The organism is Marinobacter sp. NSM (assembly GCF_052380025.1).
Lineage (GTDB): Bacteria > Pseudomonadota > Gammaproteobacteria > Pseudomonadales > Oleiphilaceae > Marinobacter.
In genome coordinates, this window is record NZ_JBQTCK010000011.1 from 22889 (window position 1) to 49488 (window position 26600).

24 protein-coding genes and 1 pseudogene are annotated in these 26600 nt (G+C 56.7%); 8 read left to right on the forward strand and 17 right to left on the reverse strand.

Translation table 11 applies throughout. The features are described from left to right. Positions 1 to 4 precede the first annotated feature (4 nt). The 5 genes from uppS to rpsB form a co-directional block, all read right to left on the reverse strand. Entirely contained in the window at positions 5 to 775 is a 771-nt protein-coding gene (uppS, locus tag ACTZWX_RS16865; protein ID WP_444714893.1) for a polyprenyl diphosphate synthase, read from the reverse strand. A 63-nt stretch (positions 776 to 838) separates the two neighbouring features. After that, on the reverse strand, positions 839 to 1396 hold the full coding sequence (gene frr, locus ACTZWX_RS16870) for a ribosome recycling factor (RefSeq protein ID WP_444714894.1): 558 nt from the start codon (positions 1394 to 1396) through the stop codon (positions 839 to 841). A 70-nt stretch (positions 1397 to 1466) separates the two neighbouring features. Then, positions 1467 to 2195 carry a UMP kinase gene (gene pyrH, locus ACTZWX_RS16875; RefSeq protein ID WP_444714895.1) on the reverse strand — a complete coding sequence of 243 codons (729 nt, stop codon included), beginning with the start codon at positions 2193 to 2195 and terminating at the stop codon, positions 1467 to 1469. A gap of 182 nt (positions 2196 to 2377) precedes the next feature. Next, positions 2378 to 3247, reverse strand: a complete 870-nt coding sequence (gene tsf / locus ACTZWX_RS16880) for a translation elongation factor Ts (protein ID WP_058090259.1) — start codon at positions 3245 to 3247, stop codon at positions 2378 to 2380. Between the two features lie 94 nt (positions 3248 to 3341). After that, complete coding sequence (rpsB, locus tag ACTZWX_RS16885; RefSeq protein WP_058090260.1) at positions 3342 to 4094, reverse strand: 30S ribosomal protein S2; 753 nt, start codon at positions 4092 to 4094, stop codon at positions 3342 to 3344. Between the two features lie 272 nt (positions 4095 to 4366). Between rpsB and map the strand changes: the two genes are divergently transcribed. The 6 genes from map to dapE all read left to right on the forward strand — a co-directional run bounded on the left by map (position 4367) and on the right by dapE (position 11618). Beyond that, the gene (map, locus tag ACTZWX_RS16890) at positions 4367 to 5137 is read left to right on the forward strand and encodes a type I methionyl aminopeptidase (protein WP_444714896.1); all 771 of its coding nucleotides are present in this window, start codon (positions 4367 to 4369) and stop codon (positions 5135 to 5137) included. Next, positions 5138 to 7783, forward strand: coding sequence for a [protein-PII] uridylyltransferase (locus ACTZWX_RS16895; protein ID WP_444714897.1), 2646 nt, complete (start codon positions 5138 to 5140; stop codon positions 7781 to 7783). Continuing rightward, positions 7780 to 8982, forward strand: a complete 1203-nt coding sequence (gene dapC / locus ACTZWX_RS16900; protein ID WP_444714898.1) for a succinyldiaminopimelate transaminase — start codon at positions 7780 to 7782, stop codon at positions 8980 to 8982. Before ACTZWX_RS16895 ends, dapC begins: the two co-directional genes overlap by 4 nt. Continuing rightward, entirely contained in the window at positions 8979 to 9320 is a 342-nt protein-coding gene (locus tag ACTZWX_RS16905) for an ArsC family reductase (protein ID WP_444714899.1), read from the forward strand. Before dapC ends, ACTZWX_RS16905 begins: the two co-directional genes overlap by 4 nt. A gap of 128 nt (positions 9321 to 9448) precedes the next feature. Continuing rightward, positions 9449 to 10477, forward strand: a complete 1029-nt coding sequence (dapD, locus tag ACTZWX_RS16910) for a 2,3,4,5-tetrahydropyridine-2,6-dicarboxylate N-succinyltransferase (RefSeq protein WP_444714900.1) — start codon at positions 9449 to 9451, stop codon at positions 10475 to 10477. A gap of 10 nt (positions 10478 to 10487) precedes the next feature. After that, positions 10488 to 11618 (forward strand): succinyl-diaminopimelate desuccinylase, encoded by a 1131-nt coding sequence (dapE, locus tag ACTZWX_RS16915; RefSeq protein WP_444714901.1) that lies wholly within the window; start codon positions 10488 to 10490, stop codon positions 11616 to 11618. 84 nt (positions 11619 to 11702) lie between these two features. Here dapE and ACTZWX_RS16920 read toward each other — a convergent pair whose 3' ends face one another. Beyond that, positions 11703 to 11921 carry a SlyX family protein gene (locus ACTZWX_RS16920; protein WP_444714902.1) on the reverse strand — a complete coding sequence of 73 codons (219 nt, stop codon included), beginning with the start codon at positions 11919 to 11921 and terminating at the stop codon, positions 11703 to 11705. 143 nt (positions 11922 to 12064) lie between these two features. Here ACTZWX_RS16920 and ACTZWX_RS16925 point away from each other — a divergent pair, with 143 nt between their 5' ends. After that, a complete protein-coding gene (locus tag ACTZWX_RS16925) occupies positions 12065 to 12607 on the forward strand; it encodes a cold-shock protein (protein WP_444714903.1) in 543 nt (180 codons plus the stop codon). A gap of 66 nt (positions 12608 to 12673) precedes the next feature. On the opposite strand, the gene ACTZWX_RS16930 is transcribed toward ACTZWX_RS16925, so the two are convergent. The 4 genes from ACTZWX_RS16930 to ACTZWX_RS16945 all read right to left on the reverse strand — a co-directional run bounded on the left by ACTZWX_RS16930 (position 12674) and on the right by ACTZWX_RS16945 (position 17874). Continuing rightward, complete coding sequence (locus tag ACTZWX_RS16930) at positions 12674 to 13048, reverse strand: hypothetical protein (RefSeq protein ID WP_152438534.1); 375 nt, start codon at positions 13046 to 13048, stop codon at positions 12674 to 12676. After that, the gene (locus ACTZWX_RS16935; protein WP_444714904.1) at positions 13020 to 14432 is read right to left on the reverse strand and encodes a hypothetical protein; all 1413 of its coding nucleotides are present in this window, start codon (positions 14430 to 14432) and stop codon (positions 13020 to 13022) included. The genes ACTZWX_RS16930 and ACTZWX_RS16935 overlap by 29 nt, the downstream gene beginning before the upstream one ends. Before the next feature lie 206 nt (positions 14433 to 14638). Continuing rightward, positions 14639 to 17272: a DUF6351 family protein gene (locus tag ACTZWX_RS16940; protein WP_444714905.1), complete on the reverse strand. Its 2634-nt coding sequence runs from the start codon at positions 17270 to 17272 to the stop codon at positions 14639 to 14641. A 161-nt stretch (positions 17273 to 17433) separates the two neighbouring features. Further along, positions 17434 to 17874 carry a VOC family protein gene (locus tag ACTZWX_RS16945; RefSeq protein WP_044384638.1) on the reverse strand — a complete coding sequence of 147 codons (441 nt, stop codon included), beginning with the start codon at positions 17872 to 17874 and terminating at the stop codon, positions 17434 to 17436. Positions 17875 to 17933: 59 nt separating this feature from the next. Here ACTZWX_RS16945 and ACTZWX_RS16950 point away from each other — a divergent pair, with 59 nt between their 5' ends. Then, the gene (locus ACTZWX_RS16950) at positions 17934 to 18833 is read left to right on the forward strand and encodes a DUF1853 family protein (protein ID WP_444714906.1); all 900 of its coding nucleotides are present in this window, start codon (positions 17934 to 17936) and stop codon (positions 18831 to 18833) included. A 63-nt stretch (positions 18834 to 18896) separates the two neighbouring features. Here the strand turns inward: ACTZWX_RS16950 and ACTZWX_RS16955 are convergent, their stop codons facing one another. The 7 genes and pseudogenes from ACTZWX_RS16955 to ACTZWX_RS16985 form a co-directional block, all read right to left on the reverse strand. Beyond that, a complete protein-coding gene (locus ACTZWX_RS16955) occupies positions 18897 to 19277 on the reverse strand; it encodes a hypothetical protein (RefSeq protein ID WP_444714907.1) in 381 nt (126 codons plus the stop codon). Between the two features lie 39 nt (positions 19278 to 19316). After that, the gene (locus ACTZWX_RS16960) at positions 19317 to 19940 is read right to left on the reverse strand and encodes a hypothetical protein (RefSeq protein ID WP_444714908.1); all 624 of its coding nucleotides are present in this window, start codon (positions 19938 to 19940) and stop codon (positions 19317 to 19319) included. Positions 19941 to 19999: 59 nt separating this feature from the next. Further along, on the reverse strand, positions 20000 to 20338 hold the full coding sequence (locus tag ACTZWX_RS16965; RefSeq protein ID WP_444714909.1) for a hypothetical protein: 339 nt from the start codon (positions 20336 to 20338) through the stop codon (positions 20000 to 20002). A 32-nt stretch (positions 20339 to 20370) separates the two neighbouring features. Continuing rightward, complete coding sequence (locus ACTZWX_RS16970; RefSeq protein WP_444714910.1) at positions 20371 to 21495, reverse strand: hypothetical protein; 1125 nt, start codon at positions 21493 to 21495, stop codon at positions 20371 to 20373. Positions 21496 to 21557: 62 nt separating this feature from the next. Further along, positions 21558 to 22628, reverse strand: a complete 1071-nt coding sequence (locus ACTZWX_RS16975; protein WP_444714911.1) for a hypothetical protein — start codon at positions 22626 to 22628, stop codon at positions 21558 to 21560. Further along, positions 22625 to 25999, reverse strand: a complete 3375-nt coding sequence (locus ACTZWX_RS16980) for a toxin VasX (protein ID WP_444714912.1) — start codon at positions 25997 to 25999, stop codon at positions 22625 to 22627. Before ACTZWX_RS16980 ends, ACTZWX_RS16975 begins: the two co-directional genes overlap by 4 nt. Beyond that, positions 25996 to 26600, reverse strand: a pseudogene (locus ACTZWX_RS16985) (hypothetical protein); the annotation flags it as partial. The pseudogene ACTZWX_RS16985 and the gene ACTZWX_RS16980, both read right to left, overlap by 4 nt.

Sequence of the window (26600 nt, forward strand, 5' to 3'; positions counted from 1 at the left end):
ATCGTTATTGTTGTGAAGCTCGCGCCGCAATCTGGTCGTCGGTTTGCCCGAAACGACGCTGGCGACGGCTGTAGGCTTCCAGTGCCTTGCGCATTTCCTCAGCCTTGAAATCCGGCCAGTAAACGCTGGAAAAGTAGAACTCGGTATAGGCCAGGTGCCACAACAGGAAGTTGCTGATGCGCTGCTCGCCGGCGGTACGGATCATCAGGTCCGGCATCGGCAGGTCGCCGATACTGAGGTGCTGCTGGATCAGGTCGTCGGTAATGTCTGACGGTTCAAGTTGACCAATCCGAACCTGCTCTGCCACTTTTCGGGTTGCCTGGGTTATGTCCCAGTGGCCCCCGTAGTTCGCCGCAATCACCAGAGTCATCGCTGTGTTGTCGCGGGTCAGGGCCTCGGCTTTGTCCATATGTTCCTGAAGCGCCGGATTGAAAGCCGAGCGATCGCCGATTATGCGCAAGCGGATATTGTTGCGATGGAGCTTCCGGACCTCGCGCTCAAGGGCAATCAGGAAAAGCCTCATCAAAGCCGACACTTCGTCTTTCGGGCGACGCCAGTTCTCGCTGGAAAAAGCGAACAGAGTGAGCACCTCCACCCCTTCCCTGGCGCAGGTTTCCACCACGGCCTTTACCGCATCCACACCAGCCTTGTGACCAGCCACTCCCTTGAGCCGATGAGCCTTGGCCCAGCGGTTATTGCCATCCATGATAATGGCCACATGCCGGGGACAGTTGTCTGCCATCACCGGAATTTCTGCGGTTATTTGTGACTTCATGAAACCCTCTGTGCGGCGGAGCATCCACCCCGCCGCGTGCTTTCTACTGAATGGACCCGGCGATCAGACCGCCATCAGGTCCTCTTCCTTCGCCTTCAGCATCTTGTCGACTTCAGCGATGTACTTGTCAGTCAGTTTCTGGACTTCGTCTTCGCCCCGGCGTTGATCGTCCTCACTGATCTCTTTTTCCTTGAGCAGGTCTTTGATCATGCTGTTGGCATCGCGGCGAGCGTTACGGATGGACACCCGGCCATGCTCCGCATCTGCTTTCGCCTGCTTGACCATTTCCTTACGGGTTTCTTCGGTCAGCATCGGCATGGGCACACGAATCACATCACCGCTGGTAGACGGATTCAGCCCCAGATCCGACGTCATAATGGCCTTTTCGATGGTGGGAACCAGATTCTTCTCCCACGGGGCAACCATCAGGGTGCGATTGTCTTCAACGTTAACGCTGGCAATCTGCTTCAACGGCGTTTCCTGACCGTAGTAGTTCACCACCACACTGTCCAGAATCGCAGGGTGGGCACGGCCGGTGCGAATCTTGTTGAAGGCCGAGTGCAGAGCCTCCAGGCTCTTCTTCATCTTCCTCTCGGCATCTGCTTTGATATCGTTAATCACGTCAGCATCCTCGAAACGTTCGTCTGGTTATAGTGCAGTATCCGGCCAGATTTCCGCAGCCGGCAACCAATTAATCAATCAATGTGCCTTCTTTCTCACCGGTCACAATGCGGGTCAGTACGCCGGGCTGACTCATGTTGAACACTCGTAGCGGCATACCGTGATCCCGGGCCAGGCAGATAGCCGTGAGGTCCATCACCCCGAGCTTTTTGTCCAGAACCTCATCGTAGGTCAGGTAATCGTATTTTACAGCGCTGGGGTCAAGATGGGGATCCGCATTGTAGACACCGTCAACCTTGGTGGCCTTCAGCACGGCATCGGCCTCGATCTCGATACCCCGCAGGCAAGCGGCGGAGTCTGTGGTGAAGAACGGGTTACCGGTACCTGCGCTGAAAATAACCACGTCACCCTCTTTCAGGTCACGTACTGCACGCCGGCGGTCATAATGCTCAACAATGCCGCTCATTGGAATGGCAGACATCACACGGGTCCGGATATTGGAACGTTCAAGCGCATCACGCATGGCCAGACCATTCATGACCGTGGCCAGCATGCCCATGTGATCCCCCGTCACACGGTCAAGGCCTGCGGCACTTAGCGCTGCACCCCGGAACAGGTTACCACCACCAATTACCAACCCAACTTGTACGCCAATACCAACCAGGGCACCAATTTCAAGCGCCATGCGATCAAGAACTTTGGGATCAATACCGAAATCGTGATCGCCCATCAGGGCCTCGCCACTGAGCTTCAGCAGAACACGTTTGTATCTGGGCTGGTTTTTTGAAGATGTCGGCATGGTGATCCCCTTATCGTCTGTTGGCTATCCGGCGCAAACCCGTTGCAGGCTTGTATCTGACATACTCCTCGAAAAAAAGGGGTATCTCAGATACAAGCCCGCCACGAAAGCCGGGCGTACCCGACTGACGTGGCAGACTCAGGTAAGCACTGCCACCTTGCGTGACAGCGCTCAGAAGAGGATCAGGCCTTGCCTGTGCCAGCGGCAGCAGCCACTTCAGCAGCGAAATCCACTTCTTCTTTCTCGATGCCCTCACCCACTTCCAGGCGAACGAAACCAACCAGCTCGCCACCGGCAGCTTTGATCAGGTCGCCCACTTTCTGGTCAGGGTTCTTGACGAACGGCTGCTCAATCAGGCTGTTCTCAGCCAGGAACTTCTTGATACGGCCACCCATCATCTTTTCGATGATCTCAGCAGGCTTGCCTTCCATATCCGGCTGCGCCTTGATGATCTCTTTCTCTTTTTCCAGCTCTTCAGCCGGCATGTCGTCGGGCTTGCCAACGCGCGGGTTAACAGCAGCCACGTGCATCGCGATGTCGCGAGCCAGCTCTTCGTTACCAGCGGTCAGGGCCACAACAGAGGCAATCTTGTTGTTGCTGTGAACGTAACCGCCCACAACCGGACCTTCTACCTTGATGATGCGACGAACGGTGATGTTCTCGCCGATCTTCTGAACCAGCGCCTCACGCTTGGCTTCCAGATCGCCAGCCATCAGGGCCGCAACGTCGGTTTCGCCTTTTTCGAAAGCAACGTTCAGAACGTCGTTGGCGAAGCCCATGAAGTTGTCGTCACGAGCAACGAAGTCTGTCTCGGAGTTCACTTCCAGAATGTAGGCAACGGTGTTGTCGTCAGACACCTTAACCAGAGAAACACCTTCAGCAGCGGTACGGCCGGCTTTCTTGGCGGCTTTCAGACCGGAAGACTTGCGCAGCTCTTCGATTGCGGCGTCAACGTCACCACCAGCTTCAACCAGTGCCTTCTTGCATTCCATCATGCCAAGGCCGGTACGCTCACGCAGCTCTTTGACCATTGCAGCGGTAATTGCAGCCATGTTCAGTCCTCTTAATCGTTTCCGAATTCGGTGGGGAGGTATGCCCGGTTTAACGAGCGGGCATACCTTACAACTCGAACGTGAAGTTTAAGTGTTACTCGGCAGCCGGAGCGGCGCCCGCAGCGTCTTCGCTGACTTCAACAAACTCGTCAGCGCCAGCGCCTGCAGACTGGGAAGCCTCCAGGCAGGTATCGGCAACAGCCTTCACGTAGATCTGGATGGCGCGGATGGCGTCATCGTTACCCGGGATTACGTAATCAACGCCGTCCGGATCGCTGTTGGTATCAACAACGCCGATAACAGGAATACCCAGCTTGTTGGCTTCCTTGATAGCGATACGCTCATGATCCACGTCGATAACGAACAGCGCGTCAGGCAGGCCGCCCATATCCTTGATACCACCGATGGAGCGCTCGAGCTTGTCCATTTCACGGGTACGCTCAAGGGCTTCTTTCTTGGTCAGCTTGTCGAAAGTACCGTCTTTGCTCTGGGCTTCCAGATCACGGTAGCGGCGGATAGACTGACGGATGGTCTTGTAGTTGGTCAGCATGCCACCCAACCAGCGATGGTTAACGTAGGGCTGGCCGGAACGCTGAGCTTCTTCCTTGATGATCTTGGACGCAGCACGCTTGGTGCCAACGAACAGGATCTTGTTCTTACTTTCTGCCAGCTGCTGAATCACATTCAGCGCTTCGTTCATGGCAGGAACAGTCTGCTCAAGGTTGATGATATGAATCTTGTTGCGGGCACCGAAAATGTACTTACCCATTTTCGGGTTCCAGTAACGGGTCTGGTGACCAAAGTGAGCACCTGCTTTGAGCAGGTCACGCATATTTACCTGAGCCATGATATTTACCTTTTAGCTTCGGGTTAGTCCTCCACGCGTCCGATTGCCCCAACCAGCCTCCTCTAACGGGAGCCGGCACCCTGGGACAACGTGCTGACACGTGTGTGAATTTGCCGGATTCGTTTCCAGCGGGCGCGTTTATACCATAAAGCGACACCGGGGTGCCATTATTTTTAGCGCAACCCTATAGTCACGATAGCAGGCAGCTCGCCTTGTACCTGACCCCTCAGCCCCTTAAAATGCCTGTTTGATGCAAATCAACAGGTATAGCGATGCAAGTATCCATCAAGACTCCCGAAGAAATTGAAAAAATGCGCGTGGCCGGCCGGCTGGCGGCCGAAGTTCTGGAAATGCTGGACGAACAGGTAAAGCCCGGAATTTCTACCGAGGAGCTCAACAGCATCGCCCACGATTACATCGTCAACAAACAGCAGGCTATTCCGGCGCCGCTCAACTACAAGGGTTTCCCGAAATCCATCTGTACGTCGGTCAACCATGTGATCTGTCACGGCATCCCAACCGAAAAGAAAATTCTGAAAGACGGCGACATCATTAACATCGACGTCACCGTTATAAAGGATGAGTACCACGGCGACACCAGCAAGATGTGGGTTGTTGGCAAACCCAAGCCCGGTACCGAACGCCTGATCCAGATCACTCAGGAGTGTCTGTACAAAGGTATTGAACTGGTCAAACCCGGCACCCGCCTGGGCGACATTGGCCACGTCATCCAGCAGCATGCCGAGAAGCATCGTTATTCCGTGGTCAGAGACTACTGCGGCCATGGCATTGGCAAGGTGTTCCACGAGGAGCCGCAGGTCATGCATTACGGCAAGCCCGGCACCGGTATGGAGCTGCAGGAAGGCATGACCTTTACCATCGAACCGATGATCAACCAGGGCAAATACCAAACCAAACTGATGGCCGATGGCTGGACCGTGGTCACCAAGGACCACAAGCTGTCTGCCCAGTGGGAACACACCATCCTGGTGACCGCTGACGGCTATGAAGTGCTGACCAAACGATCGGAAGAGTCATTCTAAGTGGACCGAAGCGAGCTGGAATCTCGTATCAGCAACGACACCTCACCGGTATTTGCCGCCAGGGAACTGTTACGGGAAAGCTATAATGCTGACGCCGAAGCTTTCCGCCAGGGTGCCGATGTAAGAGCCCTGGTTCATGCCAGGGCCAACACCATAGACAAAGTGCTCCGGCTGATCTGGAACCGGTACCCGTTTTCCCGCTCCTCCGACATTGCCCTGGTCGCCGTCGGCGGCTACGGGCGCGGCGAATTACACCCCCACTCAGACATAGACCTGCTTATCCTGACCCGCCACGGTATAGAAGAGGCCTGGCAGGATGACCTGGGCGCCTTCGTTACCCTGCTCTGGGACCTCAAGCTGGATATCGGCCACAGCGTGCGCAGCATGGAAGAGTGTCTATCCTCGGCCCGGCAGGATATCACCATCCTGACCAACCTGCTGGAGACCCGAACCATCGCCGGCCCCGATGGACTGCGGGCAGAGCTCAGTGAGCTGGTCTATTCCGATGGGGTCAGCTCGGATCGTGACTACTTCCTGGCCAAGCGGGAAGAGCAGCAACAGCGCCACAAAAAATACGGCGACACCGAATACAACCTGGAGCCTAACGTTAAAGGTTCCCCCGGCGCACTTCGGGACATCCAGACCATCGGCTGGATCACCAAACGCCACTTCGGCCTGCAGAACATTGCCGACCTCACCCGCTTCAGTATTCTGACCGAAGAAGAACACCAGATCCTGCACCAGGGCGAAACCTTCCTGTGGCAATTGCGTTATGGCCTGCAACTGATTGCCGACCGCAATGAAAACCGGCTGCTGTTCGACCACCAACGTGCGCTCGCGGAAATGCTCGGCTACAAAGATGAAGGCAAACGGCTGGGCGTCGAGCTGATGATGCAGTCCTACTACCGCACCGTACTGGCCCTGGCGGAGCTGGCTGACGTTATCCTGCAGTACTACGACGAAGCCATTATCGGCGAGGGCAGTGAAGACGAAATCCACCCACTGAACAAACGCTTCCAGATTCGCAACCTGTATATAGAAGCCATCAACAACCAGGTGTTCGCCTACGCCCCCTACGCCATCATGGAAATCTTCGTGCTGATGGCCCAGCACCCTGAAATCAAGGGTATCCGGGCGACCACCATCCGCTCGTTAAGGGCCCATCGGCACCTGATTGACGACGCCTTCCGGTCAGATCTGGCAGTCACCACCCTGTTCATGGAACTGTTGCGCACGCCACACGCGCTGGACCAGACTCTGTCTGCCATGAAAAAGTACAACGTACTGGGCCGCTACTTGCCGGAGTTTGGCCAGATCATCGGCCAGATGCAGCACGACCTCTTTCATATATACACTGTCGATGCCCACACCATGCGCGTGATCCGCAATATGGCGCGGCTGAACAGTACCGACGTTCGCAACGAATACCCCCTGGCGTCCCGACTGATTCATCGGTTGCCCAAACTGGAAACGCTGTTTATTGCTGGCCTTTATCACGATGTGGCCAAGGGCCGTGGCGGTGACCACTCAGAACTGGGCGCCATTGACGCAGAAGCCTTCTGTGAACGCCACCACTTGAGTGAGCGGGACACCCAACTGGTGTCATGGCTGGTGGAAAACCACCTGCTGATGTCGATGACCGCCCAGCGCAAGGACATTTCAGACCCGGACATCATCCAGGCCTTTGCCCGCGCCATGCCCAGCCAGGCCCATCTGGATTACCTGTACATTCTGACGGTGTGCGATATCAGCGCCACCAACCCAAAACTCTGGAACACCTGGCGCGCATCATTGCTGCGCCAGCTTTACATTGAAGCCAAGCGCGCCCTGCGCCGTGGCACCGACACGCCAGTCGACCGCCAGGCCTGGATACGCGCCACCAGGGAAGAAGCCCGTCAGATCCTGCACGCACAGAATATGACCGATGAGCAGATTGATCCTATCTGGGAAACCGTAGACGAGGATTACTTCCTGCAGGATTCCACCGTAGATATTGCCTGGCAGACGGCAGCCATCATTCGCCACGGCGACAACCCGGACCCATTGGTGCTGATTCGTGACACCCGGGGCGGCCCGACGGACGGTTACTCACAGATCATTATCTACATGAAAGACCGGGTTGCCCTGTTTGCGGCAACCACGGCGGTGCTGGAACAGCTGAACCTGAACATCGTGGATGCCCGCATCAACTCCAGCGAAGGCCCCCACTCGATCAGCTCTTACGTGGTATTGGATGAACAGGGTCAGCCACTGGGCGTTGATCCGGCCCGCAAGGAAAGAGTGCGCAAGCGTCTGATCGAAGAACTCGATGACCCGGAAGACTACCCGGACATTATCCACCGGCGCACCCCCCGGCAGCTGAAGCACTTCGCTTTCCCAACCGAAGTGACCTTCTCCAATGACACCATCAATCAACGCACCGTGATGGAAGTCATCACCCCGGACCGCCCCGGCCTTCTGGCCCGCATTGGCCAGGTGCTGCTGGAACATCGTGTGCGACTGACCAACGCCAAGATTGCCACCCTGGGCGAGCGCGTAGAAGACGTATTCTTCATCACCGACGAACATGGCGAACCGCTGCGCGACCCGGGCGTGTGCCAGGCCCTGCAACAGGACCTTTGCCAAATGCTGGACGATATTGAATGAACCTAAATCTCGAAAGACTTCACCCTTACCCGTTTGAAAAGCTGGCCAAACTGAAAGCCGGCATCACCGTGCCGGACCACCTGAAGCCAATATCACTCGGCATTGGCGAACCCAAGCACCCGTCACCGGCGTTTGTGAAGCAGGTGATCGCCGACAACCTGGACAAACTGGCCAACTACCCCACCACCAAAGGCATCGACGAGCTGCGCGAAGCCATCGCCACATGGGCCAGCAAGCGCTTTCAACTGGCCGAGGGCACCCTGGACCCAGCGCGCAATGTGGTTCCGGTCAACGGCACCCGTGAGGCCATTTTCGCCCTGGTTCAGGCGGTGGTCGATACCAGCAAACCCGCCACCGTGGTAAGCCCGAATCCGTTCTACCAGATCTACGAGGGTGCCGCTTTCCTGGCCGGCGCCGACCCCGTGTACCTGCCCTGTGATAACAGCAACGGCTTTATTCCGGATTTCGACGCGGTGCCGGAATCAGTCTGGAAAGACTGCCAGGTCTTGTTCCTGTGCTCCCCGGGTAACCCCAGCGGCGCCGTCATCCCCCGGGAGACCCTCGTTAAGGTCATCGAAATGGCTGACCGTCATGACTTTCTGATCGCCTCTGACGAATGCTATTCCGAACTCTACCCGGACGAAAACAACCCGCCCGAAGGCCTGCTGCAAACCTGCGCAGCCATTGGCCGTCACGACTTCAAGCGCTGTATTGTGTTCCACAGCCTGTCCAAGCGCAGCAACCTGCCCGGCCTGCGCTCCGGCTTTGTCGCCGGGGATGCGGACGTATTAGCCGGCTACCTGAAATACCGCACCTACCACGGCTGCGCCATGCCCGTTCATAACCAGCTGGCCAGCATTGCCGCCTGGAACGACGAAGACCACGTGCGGGAAAACCGCGCCGCCTACCGGGCCAAGTTCGAAGCGGTGGTGCCCATCCTGCGCGAAGTGATGAACGTGGACTTCCCGGATGCCGGTTTCTATCTATGGCCAGAAACGCCGATGGATGATGAAACCTTCGCCAAGGAGCTGTCCGCACAACAGAACGTGCACGTGCTGCCTGGCCGTTACCTGTCCCGAACGGTAGATGACCACAACCCAGGTGAGAACCGAGTGCGCATGGCACTGGTAGCACCACTGGAGGAGTGTGTGGAAGCAGCCCGGCGAATCGTCGATTTTGTAAAAGGTTTCAAAGCATGAAGTTATATGGCATCAAAAACTGCGATACCGTCAAAAAGGCTCGCAAGTGGCTGGACGACAACGGCATCGCCTACGAATTCCACGACTTCAAGAAAGACGGCCTGACCAGCGAGAGGCTGAGCCAGTGGGAGCAGGCCATAGGCTGGGAAACCCTGATCAACAAGCGGGGCACGACCTGGCGAAAACTTCCCGACGAGCTTCGTGATAACATGAGCGCCCAAAGTGCCCACCAGATCATGCTGGAGAATACTTCCATCATCAAACGCCCTGTGGTTGAGCGGGGTGACGAAGTGACCGTGGGCTTTAACGCAGACGAATGGGCTGTTTGGATTAACTGATTTTTTAGCCACGGACACTCACAGACGCTCACGGACAAGTGATTAAGAATTCTTGTTTTTTGTCGGTGCAAGTCCGTGAGTGTCCGTGGCAAACATTCTTTCAATTATTGAGCACAGGAGCAGATCAGATGAGTTTTGCATTCGGCATTGGCATCGGCACCCAGAATAACCAGGGCGAGTGGCTGGAGGTGTATTACCAGCAGCCGATCATGACCCCAGGCAAAGACCTGATCGACGTGGTTGAAACCGCGCTGGACTACAAAGGCGGTAACCAGGCCATTGATGTTAAAGCCGAGCAACTGACCAGGTTTGCCAACGCCCTACGCCAGCTGGGCCAGACCGACCAGGCGAAACTGGCGGAAAAAGCGGCCGAGAGCAAACGCCCCGTGGTTGTTACCGTGCTGGCTACCGACGATACCGCCTCCAGCACCCCGGAAGTGTATCTGAAGCTGCACCTGATCTCCCACCGCCTGGCCAAGCCCCACAGTGTAAAGCTGGACGGCATTTTCGGCCTGCTGCCGAACCTGGCCTGGACCAACGAAGGCGCCATCGATCTGAACGAATTGCCAGAGCGCCAGCTGCAGGCCCGCATTGAAGGCCGCACCCTGGAAGTGAAATCGGTCGACAAGTTCCCGCAGATGACCGACTACGTGGTACCCAAGGGTGTACGTATCGCTGACACCGCCCGCGTGCGCCTGGGCGCCTATGTGGGCGAAGGCACCACCGTGATGCACGAAGGCTTTATCAACTTCAACGCCGGCACCGAAGGTACCAGCATGATCGAAGGCCGCATTTCTGCCGGCGTGATGATCGGCAAGGGCTCGGACCTGGGCGGCGGCTGTTCCACCATGGGCACTCTGTCTGGTGGCGGCAACATCGTCATCTCCGTGGGCGAAAACTGCCTGCTCGGCGCCAACGCCGGCATCGGCATTCCCCTGGGCGATCGCTGCACCGTTGAAGCAGGCCTGTACATCACCTCTGGTACCAAGGTGAATCTGCTGGATGACAACAACAAACAGGTAGAAGTCATCAAGGCCCGCGACCTGGCCGGCAAGAACGACCTGTTGTTCCGTCGCAACAGCCTGACCGGCGCCGTTGAGTGCAAGACCAACAAGTCTGCCATTGAACTGAATGAAGAACTGCACGCGAATAACTAAGGGCCGCAGCATGTCACTATCCCCCACCCTTGAACTCGCCATGGACCTCATTCGCCGCCGCTCGGTTACACCGGACGACGCTGGCTGCCAGGAGCTGATAATGTCCCGCCTGGCACCGCTGGGCTTTGCAGGCGAGAACCTGCGGTTTGGTGATACCGACAACCTCTGGGCCCGCAAGGGCTCAGACGGCCCGGTTCTGGCGTTTGCCGGCCACACCGATGTGGTGCCAACCGGCCCGGAGAAAAACTGGGCGCACCCGCCGTTTGACCCTGTCATCAAAGATGGCTATCTGTATGGCCGGGGCGCAGCAGACATGAAGGGCAGCCTGGCGGCCTTCATCACCGCCTGCGAACGCTTTGTGGCGAACAACCCTGAGCACCGAGGCTCCATTGCCCTCTTGATCACCAGCGATGAAGAAGGTCCCGCCCAGGACGGCACGGTGAAAGTGGTGGAAACCCTGGAAGCCCGCAACGAAAAGATGGACTGGTGCCTGATTGGCGAGCCTTCCAGCACCCATCAGGTGGGCGATGTCATCAAGAACGGACGCCGGGGCTCCCTGCACGGCTACCTGACAGTACACGGTGTGCAGGGCCACGTGGCCTACCCACACCTGGCAGAGAACCCCGTTCACACGGTGGCGCCGGCGCTGGATGCACTGGCCAGGGAATTCTGGGACAACGGCAACGACTTCTTCCCGCCGACCACGTTCCAGATCACTCGGATTGAGTCCGGCGTCGGCAGCAACATCATTCCCGGCGAGTGCCTGGTGCACTTCAACTTCCGCTACTGCACGGAAAACACCGCCGAGAGCCTGGAAGAACGTGTAGTGGCCATTCTTGACCGGCACCAGCTCAAGTACGACTTGCAGTGGCACCTCAGCGGCCGCCCGTTCCTGACGGACAAGGGCGCCCTGGTTGCCGCCAGCCAGAACGCCATCCGCTCTGTTACCGGCCGAGAGACCGAACTGTCCACCTCCGGCGGCACCTCTGACGGTCGCTTTATCGCCCCCACCGGCGCACAAGTGGTGGAACTCGGCCCCATCAACGCCACCATCCACAAAGTGGACGAATGCGTGAAAGCCGAGGATCTCGACACTCTGTCAGAAATCTACGAAAAGATACTGGAAGAACTGCTGGGCTAACTCTGAGGGGTCAGACCCCAGCGCGTCAGTGGGCCCTAAGGCCGCGCTGGGGTCTGACCCCGGACTTCAAGCCATACACCAAACTCAATAATGCGGAGGCGGAGTCTCATCCTCCTCCGCCTTGATGTTCGAGGGCGAAATATCCTTCAACTGCTTGTGCAGCACCTTCTTGGCATCCCACAGCTCCCGAATATCCATCTCCTGCTTCGCCACCTGCTCACTCAGGGTATTGATCACATCGTCCTGGAACGCAAGTCGCATTTCCAGCTCTGCCAGCCTGTCTTCCAGCGTGTTTTTGCTCATGAGGTTTGGTCAGCCCTTTGGGTAATCTGGTATGATGCCGCCTTTTACCGCCAACTTTGGCGGCGTTCATTGGCCGGGCATGCCATGTTACCCGATGTCCGGCTTTTTATCGTTAGTGTTAAACCATGGAGAATATTCAGCCAATGCGTAATCCAGCCAAAGCGATCCGTCTTTCCCTCATGATCGCCATTCCGGCACCCCTGGTACTGTTTCTGCTGCTGTCTGTCACACCGCAATTTCTGGCCGCTCTGAGCGCTGGCAATCTCGCCGAGGCGCTGGGCAGTGTTGGTGGCCTTGCAGCGTACCTGATTGCCTTTGTTATTTTTGCCATCACCGGCTTTCTGGCCATCGCGCTTGCCACCAAGCAGCCCTCCGCAGCGCCGGCTTTCAGAAGCCAGAGCCGCCCGGCACGCAACAGTCGCCAGAACAACGTTTATGATGACGAAGAAGACGATTTTGACGACACCACACCGGAAGGTGACGAAGAAGGCACCGTCAAGTGGTTCAACGTCAAGAAAGGCTTTGGCTTCATCGTCCGCGACAGCGGCGACGAGATCTTCGTACATTTCCGCGCCATTCGCGGTCGTGGTCGCCGTGTATTGCGCCAGGGCCAACTGGTTCGGTTCAACGTTGTGGAGGCCGACAAAGGCCTGCAAGCAGACAACGTGTCTATCCTGAGCGAGTAATATCGTAGCTCAAGATACGAAAAAGGCAGCCTCCAGAGGCTGCCTTTTTACGTTCTGCTAGTCGGCTCAGTTCCAGACCACCAATTGCTCGCCCCGGTGGTCCAGGCGCCACCACTTCTCATCTTCCACCGGATCGCCTTCTTTCCAGTCACCGGTGCTGCACCGTATCTCCCCTTCCATGGCCCGCCAGGCACTGCGGGCACAGTCCAGGTCACTGTTCCAGGGCAGGTCATCCCCCTCCATCAGCACAGAGGTAAACCTCTTTCCAAAGGCGCCGGGATACAGGGTGATCTGCAAACGGGTACCGTTGAACCACGCACTGCCCTTCACTACCGAAGTGACATCCGAATCGTCCAGTTGAACGTCATCAAGCTGGTTCTCCAGCCAACCGGATATGGCCGCCGGCTCCAGATCACGAATATAAATTTCCAGGTCCTGCACCCAAGGTATCTCCCTGCTGTTGTTCACAATTCAGCACATAGTGAACCGGCCCGGTCCTGGCTGCAACCCATCGTTCCAGTTCCTGGCGAAGATCCTCCACCAATAACCGGCGCAGGGTGCCGGAACGCTTACGTTCGTGCCAAACCACCTCAGCAGCAGCCTGCTCAAGATCCAGTTGTTGTATCTGCAGCTCTACCCGCTCAGCACACTCACCCCGGGCGAGGGCCACCAGGGACTCACGCCGAAGGGTGTCGTGCTCTGCCGCCAGAGCCACCGCCTCCAGCGGTCCCCGGCTGGCAAACAGGTCAAGCCTGGCGGCTGCCCGGTGCAACCATTCGAGCATACCGCCGGGCGTTGCTATACTTCGGGTTTGGCGGGACGCCGCATACTCCATCGCTGCCGGCGACAATTGCAGGTTCCAGCGCTTTTCGATGGCTGGCTGGTGTGCTGTCAAGATCGCTCTTCTCTGCGCCTCACTAACACCCGGCATCGCCATGGTTTCCAACTCCCGGCCCAATATGGCGGTCAGCCGGTTGCTGTCTGTTCGTCCTTTATCCCTGTCGTTTGATGCCAGCATCAGGATTGGCCCCTGCCATCCCGTCACCAGTTCCCGAACAGCGCCATCCGGCATGCTCATCAGTTCCAGTAGGTCGAGCGGTGCCACATTGTCCAGAATCATCGCTGGCCACGGTGCGACTCCGTCCCCGCCTGGCGGGACCACCGGCTGATCGGACGCCATCACCTCTGCCTGGCGTCGCAAGTCCATCTGCACCCAAGAGAATCCCGGCGTCGCCAGCAACATCCTCAGCCAGGCGGTTTTCCCGCTACCACGGGGGCCTGCTACCCAGATCAACCCATTCCGGTTTGCAGATAAAGCCACCACAACGTCCTCAGCCAGCTGCAACCAGGCTGGATCAGTCACCGTAACGGGGCTGAAAGGTTGGTCAGGGGAAACCGGAGGCGTGCAGGCCTCACCCTCCGCACTCGGCCAGTGGCTGACCAGTTCCAGCACCGCCACATAAGCTTTGTCTTGCAGGCGCTCGGCAAGGTGAACCAGCCCGTGCAACAGCACAGGCCAGTCCAGCCAGGGCTGATCGGTCGCTTCACGGGTGCTGGAAATCCAGTAGATAAGCTGGGAAGACAGGTCCCCATCGCCACGAACTTCGGCAACAATGGGTTGTTCACCCTGAATGGTGCGAATCAGTTCGTCCAGATCCACACCCTGCCGTTTCAGAAACGAAACGGCCTCAGGAACAGCATCGAGCAATGCCAACAGGTAGTCTTCAACCGTAATCACCGAGCCACCGCGGCTGGCAACATTGTTGCGGGCTTGCAATAGCGCGGTCTGACACTGGGGAGCCAGGCACCCTTGCCAATCATCCATCGGCATTCTCCTTCCATGGGGTTGGGGCAGCATCATCCTGATGCAATGGGTTAAACAGCGAAGGATTTTAGGGGGAAGAGCGACCAACAGCAACGGTTAGCCGCCTGTTTTGCTGATTAGGCCGCACTATGTTCAGGCTCGGGCTGGGGCCGATGCCCAGGCAAGCCCATCACAGGGCCAGGCGCTGCCCGACCCTGTGGTCCTGATCACTCAGGGTGATTGGGTGACAGGGTGACCGCAAACGCCGGTGAAGCCCACCCTGGAACAGGCTCATCATTGCTGCTCAGCGGCACGCCGCCATGCACCACCGTCTCGGCATCACCATAATGCATCCAGGTCACGGTTGGTACCTGGCCAACCGGTGGTTTGGTGTAATCGCATACCCCGTTTGGGAAGATCTCCGCAACCTTCTGGGCAAAGTTCTCAGAGGTGAAAATACCTTGGAGCAGATTGGCCGGATAATCCACAGGGTCAACCGGCTTGAGCTGACACTTGTTATTCAGGGTGCGAATGTCATCTCCAGCCACTGTTCTCGGGGTACCAAACCGGGTTTGCAACAGCAGTGCCTGGGTTTCAACAATCGGGTCTGTGATCGGCGCCAGCAGATCGGTCACCAGCGAGGGCAAGCCAAGGGCGCCAAGATCCAGGCCGCACACCTGCCCGGTGGCCACGTCCAGGATTTCACCCATCTCTGCCGGCAACCGATTGGTCGGCAAGTATTCCAGGCCGGGCAAAACCGGGTCCGGGTACAACAGGCCACCGGTGAGCGGCAGAATCACACCCCATTCGGCGGTAGCGCCCGACAACGACAGACAGCGATCACGGGCAAAGCCGGGCCGGTTGCGAATCACTTTCTCCGGCAGGCTATCCTGGCGCTCATCCGCCTCGATGCCCGCCAACCACTGGTCCATGGTCAACAGTGCCTCGGTGGTAAACACGGTATCCCCGGCAATCGGGAAGGCGCCGTACCAGATCACATGGTTGAGCGAATGGCCCTGAACCTCTTCAATACGGGCACGGGTTTGCCAGGAGTGGAAGGCATCGTGGGCAAAGCCGGGGTCTGGGCCTCGCAGGTCAATCATCGGCACACCGGCAAGATTCTCCGCCGTGTTGATGGCGCCGGTGCGATAGGCATTGGTGATGGCCTGGATATCACCCCGGGTTCGCTCCGCCTGATACTTGATGTCCACGTTGAAGCCGCCAATCTCCCGGTTCAGATCCAGGAACTGTTGGCCATTGATAAAGCCCTGCTGCAGGGCCCTCAGGCCGTATTGAACGCCTTCATTATCCAGCGGAATGCCGGCAAAACCACGCCCCAGCAATTGCTCATTCTCAGACCACACCTCCGGTGGCCGCTCGCCAAACTGGTTGACCATGTAATCGATCAACCCGCAGCGCAGGCCACCCGGTCGCTCTTCCGGATGATAGACCTCAACACCGTCCTGCAGGCGCCGGCAATCTTCCTGGTCCGGGTAGGCCGCCGGGAAGAAGGCCAGGTCTGAAACCACTGGATTGACGGGCAGGTGCCCGTAGATAAAGGGCCACTGGGTTGGCAGCAAGCCGTTGGTCAGCAGATCCGTCATGAAGGAGAAGAACCCTTCCGGACCCTCAGGCATCTGCAGCCCAAGGTAGTTGCTGATCAGGTTGTAGTCCGCGAACTGGGTAGCGGTGGTCCAGACATCCGGATAGGAACACTGAACAATCAACCCCTGATAGATACCGGGATAGGCATTGGCAATGTGTTGCTGGGCAATCGCCCCACCAGAGCAGCCAGTGCCAATGGTGTAACGAACCGGGCCGTAGTTCTCGATGATGTGCTCTTTGGCCATCATCAAAGATTCGGCAGCGGTCACCAGATTCACGTTGTGGCCAAGGTTGGCCTGGGCGGTGGACAGGGTTACAAAACCCCGGGCCAGCGCCACGGAAATACTGTCACCCAGCAACAGTTCATTGCCGTTGGTCGCGCCGGAGATATCGCCATTGGGCGGACTGCCCATCCCGTAACTCACCCCCACGTTACCGCCGTGATGAACCAGTACCTTCCCGTTCCACTGCTCCTGGGGATTCAGGGCGGTCCAGTCGTTTCCGGGCTGGAACAATGACATTACCTGGTAACGGTCCCGGTTCATGACACCGGTTTCCACACGAACGATGAACGGCATTTCAACACCCTCGTCGGTGGTCACGGTGGCGATGTCATCATCGGCGGGAGGGTTTTCCGGGTCATAAGGCAAAAAAGCCTCCGGCAGGCCAGGGTCTTGCGGATCAAACTCGGTGAACAATCCGGTAAAGCGCTCCGCAGGAACATATTTGAGGCTGTATTCCGCAGGCTGGTTGCATTGCTCGTCCACCGCAGCGGCGTTGGTGCAGGTCCATGGTTGAACCTGGCGGCCCGAAAATACTGGCCCACCTTTCGGGTGGTTAGTGATGTTCTTCACCAGCCGGCTACTGCGATTATCCAGCAGCACTTCCAGCGTGTTGTCACCCAACGCCAAGCCGGTAACAAGGCCTCGCAGCTGGCCAGACTCCATCAACGCGAACTGCGCGGTTACGTCCTGTCCGTTCAACAAAACACGGGCACCATCGGGATTGGCGACCTCGATGTCGATCAGGGCATCGCCACCGCTGATCAGATCGGCGCGATTGGACAGAACCCGCACCTCGCCCTCACCTATTGGCAGACCTTTGTTGCCATCAGACTGACCGGGCGGCGTAGTGCCCGGAACCGTCGGCCCCGGGCCCTGGGCATTGGTATTATCGGAAGCGTTCTCTGAACCGGAACCCCCGCACCCCACCAAAACCAGCATAACGGCTGCAACCAGAGCGTTTCTGGAGAACATAACGACCACCTCATTTGTTGTTGTTTTAGTAACAGAGCGTCACTTAGTGCAACAAATGATAAGCGAGTGTTATGTTCCGGGGCGTTGGTCAGATCGACCGATGCCTCCGTCAAATCTGTGAACTGGATCTCACTTTAATCCAGGCAACAGACTCCACGACCTCACCAGGTACCGGTGTTTTCCATACTGGCCCAGGGCTCCTGCGCCGGCAGTGCATCGCCCTTCTGCAGCAGTTCAATCGAGATATTATCCGGCGTGCGGATAAAGGCCATATGGCCATCCCGAGGCGGGCGATTGATAGTAACGCCGTTGGCCTGCAGCTTTTCGCACAGCGCATAAATGTTGTCCACCCGGAACGCCAGGTGCCCGAAATTCCGGCCGCCGGTGTACTCCTCCGGGTCCCAGTTATGGGTGAGCTCAATCATTGGCGCCTTGTCCTCACGGGCACGGGCTTCGTCTTCCGGGGCCGCCAGGAACACCAGGGTGAAACGGCCCTTCTCACTGTCTTTGCGGGAAATCTCCACCATGCCCAACAGGTCGCAGAAAAAGTGAAGGGTGTCGTCCAGATTGCTGACCCGAATCATCGTGTGCAGGTATTGCATATAGGGCTCCTGTGGTTTCGTGGCTCTCAAACACGCCCAGTTTACGTTATTCTCAGGCCATGACGACAAACGCAGAAACCGAAACCCTGCTCAACCTGCAGATACCAGCCATCCGGCATCTCGCCTGGCTGTGCACGGCCCCCCAACTCCTGGCCGCCCCCGTGAGCTTTGAGCCACTGCAGTGGCTGCCCGATGATTACCGCGACAAACTCAAACACTGGGACAAGCACCCGGACACCATGCCAGCAAGACTCGCGGCCACTACCGAGCGCCGCCTTGGCCATTACTTTGAGCGTTTGTACGAAGTCCTCCTGGTCGACCTTCTAGGCTGGGAACTACTGCTGAAGAATCAGCAGATCAAGGCCGGCAACCGAACCATCGGTGAGCTAGATTTTCTGGTGCGGAATCCACACACCCAGTGCCTGGAACACCATGAAATTGCCATCAAATACTATCTGGGCGTAAACGAAGGCCCCGAAATGACCAAGTGGTACGGACCAAACGCCAAGGACCGTCTTGACCTGAAGGTGGACCGAATGCTCAGCCACCAGAGCCCCATGGCGCAGCGAGTGGAAGCCCAGGCGCTGTTAGCAGAGTTGGGGATTTCAGAGCCGATTATTCCGAGAGTGTTTCTGCCGGGGTATCTGTTCTATCCCGGTGATGAGGTGGAACTTCCGGACTATGTGCCGGTAGGCCATAGTCAGGGGCGATGGTGTTATGCGCGGAATTTGGTGAACTCGGAACTGACGAACTGGGTGCCGTTGAAAAAGCCGCATTGGATTGGGCCTTGGAGACAGGGTGAGCAGCCCGACACTGAGGCGGCGCGGGAGGCGGTGGAGTTTGTGGAGGCTAAGGGCGTGCCGGTGTTGTTCGCGCGGGTGGAGTGGCAGCCTGGGCTTGGGTGTTGGGTTGAGCGAGAGCGGTGGTTTGTGGTGCCGGGGGATTGGCCTGCGCAATAGCGCCAGGCCAGAGGCCCCTACCCAAGCTGCGACTCCCTCAAATTATTGGCCGCTGCGAGAGCATCAAATAGGCCAAGCCTCTGCCGGTCGTAGTTTGCGGTATTCATCCATCGAAATCTTGCCCAGTTGCGGCGTAAGCTTGCAACGGCGCTTATCCCACGGATACTCCACCTGGCGCTTCAACCACTCAGCGCCCTCACCCCGTCTCCACGCTTCCAGATCCAAGTCTCGCCAGAACCGAGGATGACGCCCGGTACGCTCGTCATGCTCCGCAGTGACCGGGTCCAGATGCCGGAACGGCTCCAGCCTTGGTACATCAGGCAAGGGCTGCGAGGTATCCATGTAGCGTTGGAGCATGTCCCACAGCGCCATTACCTCTTCTTTCGATGGCTCAACCCGGCTCAGGGACGTCTGGCTGAATTGTTTGGCGGTATAGCGATGCACGAACATCAGGCGATAAAAGAGACCGCCGGCTTCAATGACTCACTCCACGTAGGCATCGAACTCCTCAAAGGGCGCTGTCAGTTTCTTGCCGCCCGGCATTGCAAAGCTCACTTCACCGGTTTCACGATCGAAGTAGCTTTCTCCGGCTTCGAGGCCCCGGTCCAGGAGCTTACTGAGGAGTTTGTCAAAGGGTCTGAGTAATAGGGCGAAAGCGCCCATGACCCAGGGCATGGTTTTTATGAGGATATATAAAGAAAGAGGTATCCAAATTATCGCCGAACCTAAAACCACTACCATCCGAATTAAATCCAGTGCATCCTCCGTCATTATAATCGAAAGGTATACAATAGAAATTCCACCGCCGGCTAAAACCACTCCTCCCCATGTATACGGTATTAGGAGAAGTAATATCGAAAGGCCGATAAACGCTTTTCCATTCAGAAACCGAATCCGACGTTGATCCCACCACCAATCATCTGAATAAAAAGCTCTCGAGTCACTTTTATCCTGGTGCTGAACTGCCCCCACATCTTCGCTAACCCGGTAATAGGGCTCAATACCTGCGTAGTCACCAACCGGTTGCAAATCTTGGCCAAGGCGCCGTCTTTTGTTTCTAGGCTCAGGGAGCAACGGGAGTTCATCCTTTCTCTCAACTGCTTTCAAGATCGCCCTCGCCCCCTATGACACCACCATCCCATGAACAGATCCAAGCCAGCGAAGGCTCACTCAACTCGCTCCAAATTGAGTTTGCTATTACTGAGGTTGGACACCAGTACTGTGGAAATCAGAATGAACGGTATCGCAACAAAATAAGTCGGAAAGCCGGCATCACCAAAGATATTGATCAAGGCCACAATCGCAACGACGGCCGCCCCTATCGTCAACGCAAATACCGATAGTTTTGCGTTGCGCTCTGAATTTGCTTCAGGGGTGATCTTCAGCGTGGCGTCGCATTCGCTGCACGGGAGTGGCTCCGATCTTCCAAGCTGCTCCAGGTCCTTTTGTGACAGTGCAATGGTGTTGTTACAGGCATTACAGATTGCATTTATAGCCGTGGTCATAATGTCGTCCTTGATAATGATTTAGTCCCTAATCATAGGTCCGATGCCTGCGGCACTCGATCCTCTTCACTGTACACCTCCGCAAACACCTCATAGGGCAAGCGCCCTGGATTTGCTTTCTGCTTCTGGCGCACTTTTTCACTCAGCCGCTTCAGTTCGTCACTCGGTTTTGCCCATTGCGCTTCCGGTAGCGGCTCAGACCAGCGCTGGGCGGCCTCCGGGGTTGCCCGGCGGTTCAAGCGTTTCAGTTTGCGAACCTCCCACTCCGTCAGGTGGTTGGGTAAAGTCCATAGGGTCAACAGGTGGTAGCAGTACCATAAGAAAGGATAGTACCAGCCCACCTCACCTTCGCGGCGACGACGACGCATGCGGTCCCGGGCATTATAAAAAGTATGAACACCTTCCCAAGGCGGGTCGCCGGGCTTTTGCAGTTCCAACGGGTCCTGAATCTCCGTCAGGCTGTTTACCTCGTATTCCATGTAAGCCCGCAGCGCTTCCCAGGTGCTGATGGCCAGCGGTAACCCCGCCGACATCAGCTCAAGACTGGTGCCTTTGCCGGTCTTCGGATCCGTACCCCCGAAGCCGAAGCCGAACTGCCGTTGGACACCGGACTGGGTAACCCCCTCGGCCTGAACTACCCAGGCTTGCAACTCCTCCCAGGGCACAATGACAGGCGTATCCGAATCCGACGGCACTAGGCAGACTTCCCGGCGTTGGCGATTGAAGCGGATGGGCACTACACCCCGGAGTTTGAAGTAAGCTAGCACGCGCGGGGAAAGGGCTATCAACAAGATAGTCCCCCCCCCAACCACACTCAGCTTTGCCCCAATCAAGAAAAACTGACCAAACAATCCAATACCATCCATCAGGCCATCCCCGACTGTTAAGCCCCCGAAAAACATCAGCACAGGGAGAACAATGCACGACAGAACAACAACCATCATCGGCATCGCGAGAGTTAACTGCCAGCCAAACACATTCGGCGTAAACGCCCCAAGTTCCAGATATTCGTCCGTAACCTCCGCCACAACGTGGCTGTGGTCAACGGGAGGCAACCCGGTCGGCAGCGGAAGAGGCGAAAGATAGTTCACCTTGCCGCTTTTGAACGATTCCGAGCTTCCGGCTCTGGGTGTCGTTACATCCGCTACTTTCTTCATACAACTGCCTCAATGGGAACAAATGGCCAATCGAGCTCCCACCACACCCGAAAAGAGTGGCCTTACACGACACAGGCTGTTTCGGGTCGACTTTGGCGATAGGTGGGCATATCCACACTGCCCAATTGCGGAGTGACTCTGCATTGCCTGCGGCCCCAAGCATGCTGCCGCTGGCTTCTCAACAGCTCCGCACCCTTTCCCTTCTGCCAGTCCTCCAGATCGAGGTCTCGCCAGTAGCGGGGGTTACGACCAGTAGTCTGGTCGTACTTGGCGGTCACCGGGTCCAAGCGGCGAAACGGCTCCAACCGGGGCATGTCTGGCAGGGGTTGGGTGACGTCCATGTAGCGTTGCAACATATCCCATAGGGCCAGCACCTCAGTTTTCTCTGCTTCAATGTTGCTCAGGGAGGTTTTGTTGAATTGCTTCTGGGTGTAACGATGCACGAACATCAGCCGGTAGAAGATACCGCCCCGCTGGACCACTCGCTCCACGTAGGCATCGAACTCCACAAACGGGGCCACAAAAGACCGCCCCTTACCCAGGGCGAACTTTACCTGCCCGGTGACCCGGTTAAACTCGCTGCAGCCATCTTCTAGGGTTTCGTCTAACTTCTTTTCCAGCGTTTTCTCGAAAGGCTTGATAATCAATCCAACGCCATTAATCATGAGCCAATTGGTGGTGGGGGGGATGATCCAAAAAGAAAAAAATATCCATGCTGAACCCAGAATTATAAGTGTTAAAACCACAGCAGTCGCCGGCAAAATAGGTATCAGGAAAGTCCCAATACTCCAACTGATAAGCACCAAGCCACCAATAAGTACCAACAACGCCCAAATGAATGGAACAATCAGTATTAACGCCTTTAATCCGAGCTTCTCATTAAGAAAGCGAAGCCGCTGGTGGTCCCACCACCAGTTTTCCTTATAGAACTCTGGATCGTCCCGTTCACTGCACTGGACCGTATCAATATCCTCCACGGTTCGGTGGTACGGGTTAAGGTTGGCGTAGGCACCATACGGCTGAAGCTCGTCCCCAACTCGTTCCCGTTTAGCCCTGGTTTCGGGTAGCTCCACCACCTGATCAGACCGATAGGCGGTCAAAGCATATTCTTGTGTCTCTATCGGTATGGTCATACAGAAACTTCCTTAAGGAACCAATAGGGTACTAATGTCTCGGAATGCGGATTAAAAACACTGCGGGACTTATCCGGTGCCCCGCCATGGCGGTTATCATTATAGGGTTCGTAATTCTCCATCACAGGCGTGGGAAAGACCACAGGTCCCTGTTCTGTACCAACCACAGCCTGCAATCCAACCCGTATCGTTGTACTGACTTCTTCCTGATATCCAAAACTCTGGAAGCTGCTGCTTTGGAGCTCCCGTTTAACCAGAAAACGCACGGCGGATTCATGAGGCAGGGACTGCCTCGCAACGATTTGTGTAAGGGGAGTAGTCGACAACATGACTTCCTGCTCCACTGTGCCAACCGCTACGTTGGAGGTTTCGGCACGGCTGTTCATGTACGCCACTTCCTGTACCACAATCTTGAAAGGCTGGGTCGGCAGGTCTGGACGGCACTCCTGCAGCACCTTCAACCGACTGACCACTGGAGTTTGTAAAGTGATGACATAATCATCCGGCTGTGGCGGATGATCCGGGTTAGTCAACGCAGGGTCCGGATCGACATCCCTGTATCTTTGTGCGGAAATATTGACGGGGGAAAGCAGTGTTAACAACTGCCCGTAATAGGCCAAATCGTCCAGGTTCACCAAGGAGTCCTGCGGGTGCGTCCCCAATGGTCCCTGTTTAAGCACCCTTTCGAAGAGGTCGTCTGTTACACTTCCCGCATACAATGACCCACCCAAAGCCACGCTCATTCCGAGGACGACCCACCCCCAACCCGGAATCGCCAGCAGCCCGGCCATCAATGGTGCTGAGAGGAAGATCAAACCACCGGCAACCGCTATTCCGTGCCCGAGCGCAGCATCAAGATCCCCTCTCGCCAAGCTGATCCTCATATCCCAATAGTTCAACCCCACCGCGAATCCTCCGGCAACGAAACTGGCAAGACCAACCGATCTGACGAGGGTAGCTGCCCCAGTTTTGGCTAGCCTTTTTCCAATCAACGGCCATCCCTTCAGGTCAAACCAAGGGCGGCTTGAAAACTTGTAGAGTCGTGATGCATGACCAGAGTCAATACTTGCCACTTCATTAGCTACGATACTAAGCTTCATCGAAGCAGCGGCCAGATCAACCAAGCTTCCCAATGCCTTTAAAGAGCTTATACCCCAGTCTTGGTTGCTTTTTACTGCATGTATAGTCGCCCGACTCTCCAAAAACACATTAAATACCGCCAATGCCACCAATCCACTAGACACGCCCGGGCCATCCACCACCGCCCCAACACGCTTGGCGAGGTCCACATTCAATACACTAAGCTTCCTTGCCTCCGGGTGTCCGGCAGGCACCACGTAGACCCAAGTATTGCCAGCGATTTTCTTGATAGCTTCTTCCAGCTCACCAGAGGCACGGGCAGGGCTGGTGGAACCCTGGACCTGTCCAGACCGATCCACAAGATCCGCATAGAGGTAATCATTGGCGCGAGTGAGCAGCCCACCCTGGCGGCGGTCGAAGTCGGTCAGGCCACGGCGAATGCCGTCACCCTCCACGCCAATAATGGTGTGCTTGGTAGGGTCTACGTCGCCTCGACGCATCAGATCCACCCCCGCCAGACCGGGGTCAGAAAGGATGGCATTGGCAGACGCGGCCTGCATGATCCTGTGGACCTGGATGGCCTCCACGCTACCGTCTTCCATCAGTCTTCTGCAGGCGGTCAGTACTGAGGCACTCCACTCCCCCAGCGCCCCACTTACCAGTGCCCCAACACGCCCTGCATCCTTAACCTCCCCGGCGACTTGCTCGCCAGTGGACTCCTCGTCGTACTGGAACTGTTTCTCAGTATACGCCAGGGCCTGGAGGTTGAGGCGGGCCAGGTGCTGATCGTTAATCTCCGTCTGGTCGCTGGCGAGCGATCGAAGTTGTTCGTAGGGAGATGACTGCGTGCCTTCCTCCCCTGTTGCGGCGGCGATTCCCGGCGACCACTTTGCCAACATTGATTCGTCCGATAGCCACTTTGCCAGAGCGCCAGGGATCCCCTGATCATCATCCACCCCCTGTGCTTTGAGTACCCCTGGGATTTGCTGCAGTACATTCAAGTTGTCCGCGCACAGCAAAAAGGCTTCACAAGCAGCTACATCCGGGCTTTGCAGATAATCGTCGAACACCGAGTTGAATGACGAGCTCTTCATCAATTTCTTCAGGCGGCGCGTCTGGTCTTCTATGTTCCGAACAGCGTGATTCCTTTCGGCCGTTTCCAGAATGTCATCCAGCTGTTCCCGGTTGATAGCGTTCCGGTAGTTCGCAAGGTCTCCACTCTGACCACTCGGCGCCGGGTCGAATACTGCCTGACGGATTAGCATTGCGGAATGGACCAGGGGTTTATCCTTTATAGCAATATCGATGGCATCCAGATAATGCATGGCCAAGTGCAACTGGGCCAAGGCGTGGCGGAACAGGAAAAAAGGGTCCGGGATGGCCACACAAACGCCCCCCTTCTGCGAGCGAAGATGCTGCAAAAGATCCGCTCCAGGTGGGCAGGTAAGGTCAAGAATGTTCGCCGACTCCCTCGCCTGCTTCTCGTTGTTCTCTAATAACTTCGCGAGCTTGCTGCATAGCTCGTCTTCACCCGGCCTTTCAAAACTGAGCACGAAGTCGCAGGGATTCTCTATCATCAGTTCAATGCCCAGATCCCTGTGCCTGAGCTCGGGTGCATCCTCAACACGTGATGCCGGGAATCCGGTTTCAAAACTCAATGTATCAACCGACGTGACAGCCCAGGCGTGACCCACACCCGTCGTCCTTGCATTACGAGTCGCTGCACTCTCTTCAAGTTTTTGGATGTAGGCCCAATCCCACTGGATTTCACTGTAGGCCATGCGGAAATCGTGCATCACCGCTTGCCCCTGGAGAAACACCGGAACAAGCACATCATCCAACCACTGTCCGGCTGATGGGCGTATCATTCTCAAGTCAGATTCTGGGTCACCAACCTCCGCCCGCACTGCCTGAAGATCAATATCGCTGAATTGGGAGTTCTGACTGATCTCTAATTCTCGCCAGAGCTTGTCTTCGCGGAAAATATAAAGATAGCCTGGCCGCAACAGTGCAACTCCTTTCCCCTGATGAACGGGGGCGTTGGAGCCACGTCTAACAGGCAAGTTGCTGGCGATCTCTGCCAGGGGCTTAATCCTTACGAGGGTATTATCCTGGTAATCTTCACGCTCGATGTTAGATCTTGCGTGCTTCAGGAGAGGAATCGAGATCTTGCCGCCATCGCGCTTGGGCACGGTCAGCACGAGATCCTTGGGGTCTGCATCATCGTAATCTGCTTTTCTCAGAATCGAGCGATCCCGGGATTCATCTGAAAAATCCACAGTATCCGTCATACAGTTTCCTCCCCATCAGTCCCTTTAATCGCTTCCACAGAATCTCGTTCAAGATGCCCACCAATCACATCAATGATCAGTTTTCGATCGGAGCCCGGTAACTGATCAAACTCCTCTTGATCAAGAGAGGCAGATTTGCGCTGGCCGACCAAGGCCAGTTCGGGGGGCTGTGGCGTTGCCGCCCCATCTTTGCCAACAAGATTTGGTAGTTCCGGATTAGCAGAACTTTGCCCAGCCCCACTCCCCGGCGCCCCACCAGAATTAACCTTGATCCCCGGCCCAGCCAAGGTAACTCCGCTCGGGTCCAGTTTGATAAAGCTGCCGCCACCAGAAATCGTCAGCTCCGCCCCGGCATCCAGCACCACTTTCGCGCCGGCTTTGTGATGAACTTCTGTACCGGCTTCCGAGGCCATGGTGCGGCCGGTTTTCTGGTGGAAACTGCCGGCGATGGTCTGGCTGCAATCGGCGCCGACGGAGGCTCGGCTTTCGCCATCAGTGGTGCAATGCTCAGCGGCTTTTGTGTGGCTGAACTGATGGTTCTCCACAGTCAGGTGGCTGTCGTTCTTGATGACTTCGGTGCGGTTGTTTTCCGTCAGCAGGT

Bases quoted from the DNA above. Each gene is read 5' to 3' on its own strand.
- uppS (WP_444714893.1), bottom strand. From the start codon at position 775: ATGAAGTCACAAATAACCGCAGAAATTCCGGTGATGGCAGACAACTGT.
- pyrH (WP_444714895.1), bottom strand. From the start codon at position 2,195: ATGCCGACATCTTCAAAAAACCAGCCCAGATACAAACGTGTTCTGCTG.
- tsf (WP_058090259.1), bottom strand. From the start codon at position 3,247: ATGGCTGCAATTACCGCTGCAATGGTCAAAGAGCTGCGTGAGCGTACC.
- rpsB (WP_058090260.1), bottom strand. From the start codon at position 4,094: ATGGCTCAGGTAAATATGCGTGACCTGCTCAAAGCAGGTGCTCACTTT.
- map (WP_444714896.1), top strand. From the start codon at position 4,367: ATGCAAGTATCCATCAAGACTCCCGAAGAAATTGAAAAAATGCGCGTG.
- dapC (WP_444714898.1), top strand. From the start codon at position 7,780: ATGAACCTAAATCTCGAAAGACTTCACCCTTACCCGTTTGAAAAGCTG.
- ACTZWX_RS16905 (WP_444714899.1), top strand. From the start codon at position 8,979: ATGAAGTTATATGGCATCAAAAACTGCGATACCGTCAAAAAGGCTCGC.
- dapD (WP_444714900.1), top strand. From the start codon at position 9,449: ATGAGTTTTGCATTCGGCATTGGCATCGGCACCCAGAATAACCAGGGC.
- dapE (WP_444714901.1), top strand. From the start codon at position 10,488: ATGTCACTATCCCCCACCCTTGAACTCGCCATGGACCTCATTCGCCGC.
- ACTZWX_RS16920 (WP_444714902.1), bottom strand. From the start codon at position 11,921: ATGAGCAAAAACACGCTGGAAGACAGGCTGGCAGAGCTGGAAATGCGA.
- ACTZWX_RS16925 (WP_444714903.1), top strand. From the start codon at position 12,065: ATGCGTAATCCAGCCAAAGCGATCCGTCTTTCCCTCATGATCGCCATT.
- ACTZWX_RS16935 (WP_444714904.1), bottom strand. From the start codon at position 14,432: ATGGATGATTGGCAAGGGTGCCTGGCTCCCCAGTGTCAGACCGCGCTA.
- ACTZWX_RS16940 (WP_444714905.1), bottom strand. From the start codon at position 17,272: ATGTTCTCCAGAAACGCTCTGGTTGCAGCCGTTATGCTGGTTTTGGTG.
- ACTZWX_RS16945 (WP_044384638.1), bottom strand. From the start codon at position 17,874: ATGCAATACCTGCACACGATGATTCGGGTCAGCAATCTGGACGACACC.
- ACTZWX_RS16950 (WP_444714906.1), top strand. From the start codon at position 17,934: ATGACGACAAACGCAGAAACCGAAACCCTGCTCAACCTGCAGATACCA.
- ACTZWX_RS16965 (WP_444714909.1), bottom strand. From the start codon at position 20,338: ATGACCACGGCTATAAATGCAATCTGTAATGCCTGTAACAACACCATT.
- ACTZWX_RS16970 (WP_444714910.1), bottom strand. From the start codon at position 21,495: ATGAAGAAAGTAGCGGATGTAACGACACCCAGAGCCGGAAGCTCGGAA.
- ACTZWX_RS16975 (WP_444714911.1), bottom strand. From the start codon at position 22,628: ATGACCATACCGATAGAGACACAAGAATATGCTTTGACCGCCTATCGG.
- ACTZWX_RS16980 (WP_444714912.1), bottom strand. From the start codon at position 25,999: ATGACGGATACTGTGGATTTTTCAGATGAATCCCGGGATCGCTCGATT.